Annotated in this window: 8 protein-coding genes; 5 read left to right on the top strand and 3 right to left on the bottom strand. The window is 50.8% G+C overall.

Annotated features, from left to right (window positions below; genetic code table 11):
• The first annotated feature begins 15 nt into the window (after nucleotides 1-15).
• The 4 genes from CZ360_RS09015 (at nucleotide 16) to CZ360_RS09000 (ending at nucleotide 4,224) form a co-directional block, all read left to right on the top strand.
• Nucleotides 16-861 carry a sugar phosphate isomerase/epimerase family protein gene (locus tag CZ360_RS09015; protein WP_077533882.1) on the top strand — a complete coding sequence of 282 codons (846 nt, stop codon included), beginning with the start codon at nucleotides 16-18 and terminating at the stop codon, nucleotides 859-861.
• Between the two features lie 42 nt (nucleotides 862-903).
• Entirely contained in the window at nucleotides 904-1,977 is a 1,074-nt protein-coding gene (locus CZ360_RS09010; RefSeq protein ID WP_077533881.1) for a Gfo/Idh/MocA family protein, read from the top strand.
• 2 nt (nucleotides 1,978-1,979) lie between these two features.
• Complete coding sequence (locus CZ360_RS09005; protein ID WP_077533880.1) at nucleotides 1,980-2,852, top strand: sugar phosphate isomerase/epimerase family protein; 873 nt, start codon at nucleotides 1,980-1,982, stop codon at nucleotides 2,850-2,852.
• 145 nt (nucleotides 2,853-2,997) lie between these two features.
• Nucleotides 2,998-4,224 (top strand): GNAT family N-acetyltransferase, encoded by a 1,227-nt coding sequence (locus CZ360_RS09000; RefSeq protein WP_143530214.1) that lies wholly within the window; start codon nucleotides 2,998-3,000, stop codon nucleotides 4,222-4,224.
• Between the two features lie 51 nt (nucleotides 4,225-4,275).
• Here the strand turns inward: CZ360_RS09000 and CZ360_RS08995 are convergent, their stop codons facing one another.
• The 3 genes from CZ360_RS08995 to CZ360_RS08985 form a co-directional block, all read right to left on the bottom strand.
• Nucleotides 4,276-7,443, bottom strand: a complete 3,168-nt coding sequence (locus tag CZ360_RS08995; RefSeq protein ID WP_077533878.1) for a UvrD-helicase domain-containing protein — start codon at nucleotides 7,441-7,443, stop codon at nucleotides 4,276-4,278.
• Between the two features lie 103 nt (nucleotides 7,444-7,546).
• Nucleotides 7,547-8,356: a glycerophosphodiester phosphodiesterase family protein gene (locus tag CZ360_RS08990; protein WP_077533877.1), complete on the bottom strand. Its 810-nt coding sequence runs from the start codon at nucleotides 8,354-8,356 to the stop codon at nucleotides 7,547-7,549.
• Nucleotides 8,357-8,386: 30 nt separating this feature from the next.
• The gene (locus CZ360_RS08985) at nucleotides 8,387-10,435 is read right to left on the bottom strand and encodes a beta-galactosidase (protein ID WP_077533876.1); all 2,049 of its coding nucleotides are present in this window, start codon (nucleotides 10,433-10,435) and stop codon (nucleotides 8,387-8,389) included.
• Between the two features lie 242 nt (nucleotides 10,436-10,677).
• Here CZ360_RS08985 and CZ360_RS08980 point away from each other — a divergent pair, with 242 nt between their 5' ends.
• A complete protein-coding gene (locus CZ360_RS08980) occupies nucleotides 10,678-12,441 on the top strand; it encodes an L-fucose isomerase (protein WP_077533875.1) in 1,764 nt (587 codons plus the stop codon).
• Nucleotides 12,442-12,535: the final 94 nt, after the last annotated feature.

The following is a 12,535-nucleotide window of genomic DNA, read 5'->3' as shown; positions in this document are numbered from 1 at the left end:
ATCAGGAGGTTTTGTATGAAAGCGTTTCCCATTGGTGTATTGTTGGAATCATTTCAGACCGATACCCATACCGCGCTCAAAAAAGCGGCGGAACTGAACCTCGGCGGAATCCAAATTTATGCAACACGGGGAGAGTTTGCTCCGCGTGCTATGACCCCGGAAAAATGCAGGGAATTTCTCAAGCTGGTTCAGTCATACGGGCTCACTATTACCGCGCTCTGCGGCGACTTGGGTCGGGGCTTCGGGGATCCATCCTTGAATCCGGAACTGATTGAGGAATCCAAACGCATTCTGGAGCTTGCTAAAATGCTCGAAACAGATGTCGTCACTACCCATATCGGCGTCATACCGGAAAGCCCGGAACATCCCCGCTATGAAGTCATGCAGAAGGCCTGCCTGGAGCTCTCCGCCTATGCGGACGGCATGGATGCCCATTTTGCCATTGAAACCGGGCCGGAACGCGCGCAAACCTTAAAGAGCTTCCTGGATTCGCTTGGTTCCAAAGGCGTAGCCGTCAACCTTGATCCTGCAAACTTTGTCATGGTAACCGGCGATGATCCTGTGGAAGCGGTTTATACCCTTAAAGATTATATCGTACACACCCATGCTAAGGACGGAAGAAAGCTGCTGGACAAGAATCCGGAAATCATCTATGGGCTGATTGAGGATGAAATTCAATCTGCCGAAGCCTTTATCGAGCTGCCGCTCGGACAGGGCGATGTGGATTTCAAAGCATATCTCAACGCCCTAGATCAGATCGGATATCACGGATATCTGACTATTGAACGGGAGGTCGGCGACAACCCGTCCGCTGATATCGCCCTTGCGGCGGATTACCTGAGAAGCCTCTGGAAAAAGTAAGCTTTACTGTTAAACAATGCAAAGAAAGGAATGAAAACGAAGATGAAAGAGAAAATTAAAATCGGGATCATCGGCGTCGGAAATATCTCCGAGGAACATATCCAGTCCTATCTGCGCAGTCCGGACGCAGAGCTTTACGCATTCTGCGATATTAATTCAGACCGTCTCACGAAAATGGGAGAGAAATATCAGATCACTCGTCTTTATCACGACTATCATGAGATGCTCTCTCTGCCAGAGCTAGACGCAGTCAGCGTCTGCACCTGGAACAGCGCGCATGCTCCTGCCGCGGTCGCTGCGCTCGATGCCGGCAAGCATGTCCTCTGCGAAAAGCCAATGGCGCTGTCAAAGGCCCAGGCAGAACAGATGCGGGAAGCAGCCCTGCGGAATAACAGGCTGTTGATGATCGGTTTTGTCCGCCGGTTTGGAAATGACTGCGCGATCCTCCAGGATTTTATTGATCAGGATTATTTCGGAGAGCTCTATTTTGCAAAAGCGACTTATCTCCGCCGGAAAGGAAATCCCGGCGGCTGGTTCGGTGACAAATCCCGTTCAGGCGGCGGCCCGCTGATTGATCTTGGCGTCCATGTGATCGACCTGGTTCGCTATCTGATGGGAAAGCCAAAAGCGGTTTCCGTCTATGGCGCCACCTTCCGGAAATTGGGCGACCGCAGTGAAATCAAGGGTGCGGCCGGTTACCAGTCCTCCGGAAAAACCGACCATGATATCTGCGATGTAGAAGACCTGGCGACCGGAATGATCCGGTTTGAAAACGGTGCGGTACTGCAGATCGACGCAAGCTTCAGCCTGAATTTAAAAGAAGACAAGGGAGAAATCGAATTGTTTGGAACCAAAGCCGGCGCGAAGCTTAACCCTGAGCTGGAGCTGTTCAGCGAGGATTGCGGATATATGACAAACGTCTCTCTCACTGTCCCGACGGCGCTCAGCTTTGAAGACCTGTTCTATCAGGAAATCAGCCATTTTATTTCCTGCGTAAAGGACGGCCTGCCCTGCCGTTCCCCTGCAGAGGATGGAGTAGAAATGATGGCAATCTTAGACGCATTATATAAATCAGCGGCAACCGGACATGAAGTAATTCTTTCCCAGGAGGACTAAACATGAATGTTTCGATGAGCACCTACTGCTATTACCCTTTGATTCAAAGCGGGGAATTGTCCCAGCTCGGGACAATCAAGCGCGCCAAAGCACTCGGATTCGATGCAGTGGAAATACAAAATCTTTATCATCCGGACGACATCTCTGACGAAGCCTATGCAGAACAGGTTCGGAATACCGCAGAGGAATGTGGAATCCCTCTCTCCGGCTTTACCTTTGACGCCGACCTGCTCAACGCATTCGGCGGTGACACCCAAAAGGAAGTAGAGCGCATCAAGCATATGCTTGACTTGGCGGCCATTTTGGGTGTATCCTATATTCGTCACGATTGTACCGTTGGCCCCTCTGTTAAGGAGCGCCAATACCGGGGTTTTTCCCACTATCTGCCTACCCTCGCAGATGCATGCCGGGAAATCACCGAATATGGGCAGTCTCTCGGCATCCGGACGATGATCGAAAATCACGGGTTCTTCTGCCAGGACAGCACCAGAGTGGAACAGCTTGTCAATACCGTCGCCCACCCGAATTTCGGTCTTCTGACCGATATCGGGAATTTCCTGTGTGCCGATGAAGCGCCGGAAATCGCAGTCGGACGGGTCGCTCCTTATGCATTTTATGCCCATGCGAAGGATTTCCATGTCAAATCTCCGTCCGGACAAAACCCAGGGGAAGGCTTTTTCCAAAGCAGGAACGGCACCTTTCTTCGCGGAGCTATCATCGGGCATGGAGATGTTCCGGTGCGCCACTGTCTGGCGGCGTTAAAGCGTGCCGGGTTTGACGGGACAATCGCAATTGAATTTGAAGGGCTGGAGCATCCGGATGTCGCCCTTCCAATCGGACTGAAAAACCTGAAAACATACTGGAGCGAAGCATAGACACGAAAAATTTTCTGCAGGATACCTTTTTCAATCAGTATTTTGTGATCTTCGTCATCTGAAAGACGGCGATTTTGCTTCGCAAAACCAGCCTCAATTTCTAGGAAAGGAATGCTTTCGCCGAGCGAAAGCATTGGTAACGAAGATGATTGTCAGAAAAATAACACCGCAGGAATTTTTGCAGGCAGAAGAAATCGGGAACATTGCCTTTGAATTCTCCGCCAAAAAAACCACTCTGGAAGAACGTCTCAAGCAAATCAAGGAATCGCCCTCCTCCCGTCCAGACCACTATTCCCTTTGCCGCTGGGCGGCTTTTGACGATGACGGAACAATGATGGGTTCTATTTCAACCTATCCCTATCAAATCCAGTTTGACGGAAAAAGTGTTGGGATGAGCGGAATCGGCTTTGTTTCTACCCTTCCGGGCTACCGGCGCAGAGGGGCAATCCGCGGCTGTTTCGAACAGGCTTTTCGGGAAATGAAAGAGCAGGGACAGGTTTTTTCCGCCCTTTATCCCTTTTCTGTGGAATATTACCGGCAGTTTGGCTATGAGCTGGCGCCGCAGACAGTGGAATGGACCGTACCACTGTCCTCCATTCCCAATTATGAGGGAAAGGGCTCCTATCATCTATATCGGCCGGGTGAAGATCTGTCAGACTATCATCTTATCTACCGGGACTTTGTCTCCGGATATAATCTTGCTGCCATCCGTGAGGATCTTGATTTTTCCCCTTTTACTCCAGACCCGGTGGAAAGCAAAGCCTATTGGTATCTCTACCGGAACGAGAAAGGCGTCCCAAAAGGATATCTTCGTTTCTATAAAGAAACCGTGGACAAGGAACGGCGGATGGATTGCGGCACGCCCTTCCGGGGAGTCGAATTCTGTTTTCGGGATATCGAGGGGCTGAAGGGACTTTTGTCCTTTGTCAAATCCTTTGCGGCAAATTATGACTCGCTTGTCCTTTCCCTTCCGGCAGACATCCCATTAGAGCTTTTTCTTGGAGAAGCCAATGGGATTACACGAAAGATCAGCTTTGCCGGGCTTTACCGGGTGGTGGATGCAGTACCGGTGCTGATGGCTGCTGCATACCGCGGGGACGGAGCGCTCTCAATTGAAATCGCCGACAAGTCCGCACCCTGGAACGAAGGTGTTTTCACCGTCGAATTCCAAGACGGGAAAGCCATCCGGGCAGAGAAGACCGAAGCCGCTCCGCAGATTTCAATGGGAATCGGAGATTTCACACGGCTGATTTCGGGCTGCTATGAAGGGCAGGAAATCCGGCTGATGCCGCATGTCACCATTCATCAGGAAACCTCTGCCATTGATCAAATCTTTTACCGGAAGCCAATCTGGCTGCACGACTTTTTTTAAAAAAGGGCCTGTACATTAAAATGTGCAGGCTCTTTTAGCTATATATTAAAATCAAAAGAAGCTGAGCTGTTTTCCTTCTGCCCTTTCTTTTCCTGGTGGCGCAGATTCCGTCTGGAGCTGTTCACGGGGAATATCTCCGAGAAACGCAGAGGGTTCCTGCGCGGCAGAGAGGATTAGCGTTTCCTTTGCCCTAGTCATAGCTACATAGAACAGCCGCCGTTCTTCCTCTATTGGCGGTTCTGTTCCCGGGCGTTCCATCGGCACGGTTCCTTTTTTTGCCCCGCACAGGAAAACAACCGGATATTCCAGTCCCTTGGAGGCATGGAAGGTCATGAGTGTCACCGCATCGGAGACATAGCTCCGTTTGGCGGCCCGTTTCCAGTCTCCCTCCTCTCCAAAGGTCAGGTTATTCAGGAATGAGAGGAGATCAGGATGGAATACCGCCATATTCAAAAGTTTCCCCATTTCTTTGGAATCGGTAAGCTGTAATTCCGAAATCCAGTCTGCCACCAGCTTTTCCGGTTTCTGCTTGAGCTTTTTCCGGTAACGCACGATCCGGTCCGCCCATCGCTCTGAACTCACTGTTTCCATATCCGGTTTCCATTCTCCGGCAACGCGCTCTGCTTCTGTCGCAGAAAGCTTTTCAATTCGGTTCAGATAAACCCTGAGCGAAAAATGGTCGTCAGACTCCAGCAAAAACCGGAAAAATGAAACAGTGCCGTTTACCAACGGATCGGAAAGCAGATCGTCTCTTCCTGCCACAGCATAGGGGATGCTCTCCTTGCGCAGACACTGCTCAAGAAGTTCCTCCTGCCGGTGAGTCCGGTAAAGGACGGCGATATCGGAAAAGCTTCTCGCTTTTTCCTGTCCGCCCAGGAAGGACTGTGCATCCAGCATATCCATCCCGCCAACCATCCGGTTGATTTCCTTCGCGATAAAAATCGCCTCCGACAGGTCGCTTTCCGCCCGAACGAATACAGGTTTTTCAGATTTTGGAAGCTGCGGCAGAAGTATCCGTTCTTCTCCTGGATTTCTCGAAATGACAGACAGAGCGCTGGTCAAAATTTCCGGCGAAGAACGGTAATTGCGTGTTAGGCGAATTTCCTGAAGTGCAGGGAAATCCGTTTTCAGTTTCTCAAAGCAATACGCGTCCGCGCCCCGGAAACCATAGATCGCCTGGTCAGGATCACCGATTACGAACAGCCCTTTCCCAAGCTGATTCCACTGGAGGATAAGCTGATATTGCAGGGTATTGATATCCTGAAATTCATCAACCAGCAGATACCGGCTGTGTACCGCTTCCCTTTTCTGTTCCTTTCCGGCTTGTTCCCAATGCTGCAGCGCCCGGATCAAAAGATCATCATAATCAAGCAGATTCTGTTCCTCTAAACACTGCTGATAAGTCTGGTACCATTCTGCAGGCAGGGTTTCTGATTTCGTCACCCGGCAGTTTTTGCAGAGGGATATTTCCCGAAGCAGCCGTTTTGGATTCCATCTGGAACCAAACTGCTTTAATACCTTTTTCGCCAGTTCTTCTGCTGTGAGCTCATCCACAAGAGAGAAGCCTTTTTCCCATCTCTTAAGCTGATTCATGCAAATGGCATGAAAGGTGCCGATTGTCATGGATTTCGTGATCCGTTTTGTGCCAAGCTCCTCTTCCAGCCGCTCTTTCATCTCCCTTGCCGCCTGGTTTGTGAAGGTGACGGCGGTAATTTCAGACGGCTTGACGCCCTGCTCCTGGATCAGGAACAGAATTCGTGAAACCAGGGTTTTGGTCTTTCCGGTTCCCGGCCCCGCGACGACGGCTGCCGCCGGCGCATTTGTCCTGACAGCCTCCATCTGCTCCGGATTTAACCGGCTGGCTGGGCCTTCCTCTTTTACCGGCTCTGGACTTATGTTTCGGTCAAGTCTTTTTGGCTTCTCTTTTCCTTCCAGCTTCATGGAGGTAACCGGCAGAAAGCTTAATTGCCCGCTTAGCTGGGTGATTTCCGAGGGTGTCAGCAGTTCAATTGTGCCGTATTCCCCATCGTATCCGGGAATCCGTTTCACCTTACCTTCCCGCAGCCTGCGAATCCCCTCTTCCACGCAGGGGCCCGCAGCCCGGCCGATCAGATCAAGTGGTATGTCCCTCAAAATTGCAAACTCCGGGCCGAGTTTTCCTAAAATCATCTCGTATTCCGCCTGTACCCTTTTGCTTGCTGCCGATCTTCCGGTAGAAGCCGCAATAACCTCAGGCAGGGGAACCAGGCTTTCAAAATGGCGGGCGTTTTCCGGGCGGCAGCCCTCGGCCCGGTCAGCAAGCTGCTCCACTCTGTGCTCTACCCCAATCGTAATCTTTTTCCCACATACCGGGCATTTTCCATTGTACTGCGCCGTTTCCTGCGGCTTCAGGCAAAGGCCGCAAGCCCGATGTCCGTCATAGTGGTATTTCCCTTCCTCCGGGAAAAACTCAATTGTCCCATAAAATCCTCCCCGCGCGCCTTCGCAAATTGCGCGGTTCAACGCCTGATAGGAGGGTGAAATGTCTAAAAGGTCTGCCTCTCTCCCAAGCTTTGCCGGGGAATGTGCATCAGAATGGGACACCATCGTATACCTGTCTAGTGCGGATACCCGCCAGTTCATGGGCGGATCGGAGGAAAGCCCCGTCTCCAGTGCATGAATATGGGGAGTCAGATCTTCAAAACATTCCTCAATCGTATCAAATCCAGAAAAAGCACCGAACAGGGAAAAGTGAGGCGTCCAGATATGGGCCGGGATAAAGATGGCGTCCGGGCAGGTCTCCAGCGTAATTTCCAACAAATCATGGCTGTCCAGTCCCAAAATCGGACGGCCGTCCGAATGGATATTCCCGATTGCTTCGAGTTTTTTGGAGAGCCTGTCTGCTTCCTCCAGGCCCGGCAGCAGAATCAGGTTATGTATCTTTCTGGTTTTTCCGTTCTTTTTATAAATAGAGCTGATCTCGCCTGAAACCACAAACCGTACGTCTCCGCCGATCCGGTTCTCTGTGATGCGAAGCTCCGGCTTCAGGCAGTACAGTCCGTCCTCTGCCGGCATAAGCTTCTCCTTTAGCTCCGCCCGCCAGGCCGGATGGGTAAAGTCGCCAGTTCCGATCAGGCCAATCCCCTTCCTCGCTCCCCAAAAATCAAGCTGTTCCGCAACACAGTCCCTGCTGGTGGCACGCGAATATTTAGAATGAATATGCAGATCCGCAATCAACATGTTGTTCACCTGTTTCCTTCCTAGATAATTTTATTATATCCGGATTGGAGAAAAGTTTCAATGAAAAACAATACAGGCGGCTGCTGCCACAGCCGCCTGCAAGTCATTCATGCAGTCCTTTTTTCTTCAAAACAGCCAGCGCCGGGATCGGATTATTGCAGGTGAACAGCGTTGATCCGCTGCTTAATGCTTCTTCCGCCGTTTGCTCATCATCCGGGCAAAAGCCCCAGACCTCAATTCCCATATCCTGGAATTCCTTTGTCAGCTCCGGAGAAAGCAGCCTCATATCAGGCCTGTCCGGGAATGCCTCCATCGCAATTCCCACTGCGAACAGCTTGGAATAGGTACCGTCAGGCCCTTCCCGGAAATTGTCCATGTATTCTTTCGGAAAGCCCTGAGTCTTCACCTGATAGGTATCCACCATATAGTCTATGATCTCAGCGTCAAAGCAGGTGAATACACACCGCTCAAGCATAGCGTACTGCTCTAGGATTTTCATCGCGCAATCTACAGTTTCATGAGTCCGCTCTTTTATCTCTACATTCAGCAGAATTTCCGGCCAGTCTTTTAACAGCTCGCAAAGCTCCGAAAGCGTCGGTACCTCCAAGCCTTTGAATTCTTCTGCGAATTTTCCGCCCGCGTCGAGCGTCTTGATCTGTGCCAGCGTCATATTCCGGATCAATCCTGACTGATCGGTTGTACGAGATACATCATTGTCATGCATCACAACCACTTCATGGTCGCTGGTGAGGTTGAGATCAATTTCCAGCATATCAACGCCCTGCTCCAATGCTTTCCGAAAGCCTAACAGCGTGTTTTCCGGATAAAGAGCCTTCATCCCGCGATGTCCTGCGACCATTACCCTGGAGCGGTCGAGCACACGCTCGATTCCTTGAAACGATTTCTTTTCCATCTCATCAACCCTTTCATTCGAAATAAAATATTACCGGCTCAGCACCATGACGCCGTATGGCGGAAGCTCCTGTGCGCCGGAGCGCTCCCGGCCGCTCAGGATATCCTTCATGGGCTGTTTCAGCTCCACTGTGCAGGGATATTCCTTATAGTTCAGGACAAAGAAATATTCCTGCCCACCCTTTTTCCGTACCGCCAGCTCACACTGCGGCGGAATTGTCAGACAGTCAGAATAAGGGGCGCCGATTCCCAGTTCCGTTAAGAAGGCCTTTGCGGTTTCCATCGAGAAGCCAGCGCCGAAATAGTAGGCGGTTCCTCTGCCGATCTTTCTGCTCACAAGCGCAGGAGAGCCCTGGTAATAATTCGAGGTAAAGGAAGCCTCTACCTTCGCCTCCGGCGCCGTCACTTCAAGCACATCGTTGAAGAAGGGAGCGTCAATTTCTTTTCCGTTCCAAACAGCCGTCTGCTTTTCGTCATATGGCCCCAGGAAGGTATAGTCTGCTATCCGGACGCCGCAAAGCTCCCCGGCATAGCCCGCCATCGGTCGCATCGGGCATCTCCCGTATTCGTCCTTATAGCCAGTCCGCGCACCGAACACCAACGTTCCCCCCTGCTCAACATATTTTTTGAGCAGGCCGGCTGTTTCTTCCGTTAGAATTGTGGCATGAGGATAAATCAAAACGTCATAAGCGGCAAGCTCCTGCAAGCTGCTCTTCTGCCAAAGATATAAAAAATCGCACGGCGTATGAGTCAACTGTGTTGCACGGAACCATCCGTCATCGCTGAAATTGGACAAAGGCCCATGCCAACGGTCATGTTCTCCGTCCCATTCATTCGGGTAATCTTTTACAACTGCAATCTTCGCCTGATATTTTGCGCCCGCAATCTCACCCATTACCCGGATATCGCGATAGATTGCCTTGAGCTCCTCTAAACGGCGGTTAGGCTCGTTGGAATAGTCATTCAGGCCGTGCCAGTAGATTTCTGTCCCAATCCAGCAGGTACGCCAACGGAAATAGCTGATGAAATCCGCTCCATGGGCGATGCTCTGCATTGTCCAGAGCCGCATCTGGCCCGGCTTCGGTGCAGGCGCCTCCATCCGGGTTGTCCACCCGTTCGCGCCAGACTGCTGCTCCATGATTCCAAAATTTGAAGAGATCGATCGGGTTTTGATCAAGGACCAGCTCCATTTTCGGTCATTCAGATTGCCGGGACGTTTTGGGTCAGCCCCAAGATCAAACGCAAAGTCAGGATAGCTGTCATAGCACAAAAAGTCCAGCGACTGATCCATTAATTCCTGATAATCCAGATGTCCAAAGTGTCCGTTTGTCGTAATAAACTGCCCGTTTTTCAGATAACGGCGCAGAATGTCGCTTTGCAGCTTACAGTAAGACACCGCGCTCTGGGAAAAGAATTTTTTCTCTTCCAGTGCCAGATGTGGATTTGGGGAATTATGATAGTTTTTTCGCGGCAGATACACCTGGTTCCAATCGGTATAGGTCTGGTTCCAAAAAGTCATTCCCAGCGATTCATTCAGGTTATCCAGCATCTGATATTTATTCTTCAGGTATTCCCGGAATGCCCTGTGATCTGCTTCCGAATAGAAAACGTCGCATTCGCAGTTCAGCTCATTATCGATCTGCCATCCGATAATATTAGGATGGCTTCCATAGTGCTCTGCCAGCTTTTCCACAATTGTTTCCGTAAACCTGCGGTAAACAGGGGAATTATAGTTATAGTGCCGGCGCATCCCGTGATAGACCGGATGTCCCTCCAGATCAACGTTTAAAACTTCCGGATAGGCTTCGGTCAGCCACGCTGGCGGGGTTGCGGTCGGGGTGCAGAAAATCACTTTCATCTCCTGCCTCCGGACAGCTTCCATGAACCGGTCAAAAAAGGCAAAGGTAAAATTCCCCTGTGTCGGTTCAAATAAATTCCACGCAAACTCCGCGATCCGGATCACCTCGATCCCGTGTTCCTTCATCCGGATCAGGTCGTCCTCCCATAAGGTTTCAGGCCAATGTTCCGGATAGTAGCAAACCCCCAGCGTGATATGATCCAGTTGAATAGAATGCTCCATCTATTTTCTTCCCTTCATCACAATTTTCTTATCCTTATTATATCGGCTTTCTACCCGAAACACAATGGAAATCTTTCATTGTTTCCTATTCTTTCGTCAGACTCCATAAGTTTTAGAAATTATCTTTAGAACATCCTCCCATTGACACCCAATATCCGGTTTGATATCATTGGCTTAATACAGGAAATATTCAATTTATATCAGAAAAGGAATGCCGAAAGCCGGCAGAATGGAGCGAGAAAATGAATAAACCAAAAATTGGAATCCGGCCGATTATTGACGGACGTCGGGCGGAGCGTGCAAATCTGGAAGAAAAGGTTATGAGCATGGCGATCGCCGCAAAAGAGCTGATTGAAGGAAGCCTCAAGGATATCGACGGAGATCCTGTACAGTGTGTAATTGCGGACACTACCATCAGCGGCAGCGCCCAGGCAAAGCAATGCGCGGATAAATTCTCCACCGAAAATGTGGTAGGAACCTTAAGCGTCACCTCTTGCTGGTGCTATGGAAGCGAAACGATGGATACCGACCCAATGACGGTAAAGGCTGTCTGGGGCTTCAACGGAACAGAAAATCCGGGTGCTGTTTACCTTGCCGCGGTTCTCGCCGCCCATGCGCAAAAGGGATATCCTGCGTTCAGCATTTATGGACACGATGTACAGGACAAACAGGATACTTCCATCCCTGAGGATGTGCAGGAAAAAATCCTTCGCTTTGCCAAATGTGCGATTGCAGTCGGTACCATCCGGAATAAGAGCTATGTCAATATCGGTTCTGTCTCCATGGGCATCCAGGGATCTTACTGCGATGACGCCTTCTTCCAGAAATATCTGGGTGTCCGGCCTGAATTTGTCGACATGACAGAAGTACTCCGCCGGATTCAGGGCGGTATCTATGATCCGGAAGAATATGAACGCGCATATGCGTGGACAATGGCAAACTGCAAAGAAGGGATTGACCGAAATCCGGCAGAGCTGCAGCATTCCGAAGAACAGAAAGCAGAGGAATGGAAATTCGTCGTTAAGATGACATTGGTGATCCGGGACATCATGCTTGGCAATCCACGGCTGAAAGAGCTGGGCTATTATGAGGAAAGTCTTGGCCGCAACGCCATTGCAGGCGGCTTCCAGGGACAGCGGATGTGGTCGGACTGGCAGCCGGTCGGAGACTTTGCAGAATCAATCCTCTCCTCTACCTTTGACTGGACCGGTGCAAGGCGTCCTACTGTCCTTGCAACTGAAAATGACAACCTCAACGGTGTTTCCATGCTGTTGGGACAACTGATGACCAACGGCGCCAGCGTTTTCGCGGACGTGCGCACCTACTGGAGCCCGGAAGCCATTGAACGGGTAAGCGGCTGGAAACCAGACGGGATGGCGAAGGACGGGTTTATTCATCTGATCAATTCCGGCGCGGCCGCTCTCGACGGCAGTGCCCAGGCAAAGGATGCCGATGGAAAGCCCACTATGAAATCCTGGTACAATATGAAAGAGGACGATATTGACCGTTGCTTGAAAGCCACCTCCTGGCATCCGGCCAACGCGGGTTATTTTTCCGGCGGCGGCTTCTCCGCACATTTTGTAACTGACGCGCAGCTCCCGGTAACATTGGTTCGGATGAACCTGGTTGCCGGTGTAGGGCCAACCCTACAAATTGCCGAAGGATATACCATTACCCTTCCGGAAGAAGTGCACAATATCATCGATCTGCGTACTGACCCCACTTGGCCGACTACCTGGTTTGTACCAAGACTGACCGGAACCGGCGCGTTTGACAGCGTCTATTCAGTTATGGCAAATTGGGGTGCCAACCATGGTGCTTTCGCCTTTGGACATATCGGGCAGGATCTGATTACCCTCGCCTCAATGCTGAGAATTCCGGTTTCAATGCATAATGTGTCGGCTTCTGATATTTACCGCCCACATTCCTGGGGCGGATTTGGAACTGCTGATTTGGAGAGCGCAGATTACCGTGCCTGCGCGGCGTACGGCCCGCTTTATAAATAGCTATATAGCCAAACACAGGGTGTCCGGAAAATATTCCGGACACCCTGTGTTAATTTTGAGAATTACAAAATATTTGTCTGCAAAAAGCGGCCCG

The sequence above is a fragment of the Massiliimalia massiliensis genome (assembly GCF_900155615.1).
Lineage (GTDB): Bacteria > Bacillota > Clostridia > Oscillospirales > Ruminococcaceae > Massiliimalia > Massiliimalia massiliensis.
The sequence above is the reverse complement of the archived record's forward strand: the minus strand, read 5'-3'. Positions and strand labels throughout refer to the sequence as shown.

What these genes read in the sequence shown, in the direction of transcription:
- CZ360_RS09015 (WP_077533882.1), top strand. Translation starts at nt 16, where the DNA reads ATGAAAGCGTTTCCCATTGGTGTATTGTTGGAATCATTTCAGACCGAT.
- CZ360_RS08990 (WP_077533877.1), bottom strand. Translation starts at nt 8,356, where the DNA reads ATGGAAAAGAAATCGTTTCAAGGAATCGAGCGTGTGCTCGACCGCTCC.
- CZ360_RS09010 (WP_077533881.1), top strand. Translation starts at nt 904, where the DNA reads ATGAAAGAGAAAATTAAAATCGGGATCATCGGCGTCGGAAATATCTCC.
- CZ360_RS08995 (WP_077533878.1), bottom strand. Translation starts at nt 7,443, where the DNA reads ATGTTGATTGCGGATCTGCATATTCATTCTAAATATTCGCGTGCCACC.
- CZ360_RS09005 (WP_077533880.1), top strand. Translation starts at nt 1,980, where the DNA reads ATGAATGTTTCGATGAGCACCTACTGCTATTACCCTTTGATTCAAAGC.
- CZ360_RS09000 (WP_143530214.1), top strand. Translation starts at nt 2,998, where the DNA reads ATGATTGTCAGAAAAATAACACCGCAGGAATTTTTGCAGGCAGAAGAA.
- CZ360_RS08985 (WP_077533876.1), bottom strand. Translation starts at nt 10,435, where the DNA reads ATGGAGCATTCTATTCAACTGGATCATATCACGCTGGGGGTTTGCTAC.
- CZ360_RS08980 (WP_077533875.1), top strand. Translation starts at nt 10,678, where the DNA reads ATGAATAAACCAAAAATTGGAATCCGGCCGATTATTGACGGACGTCGG.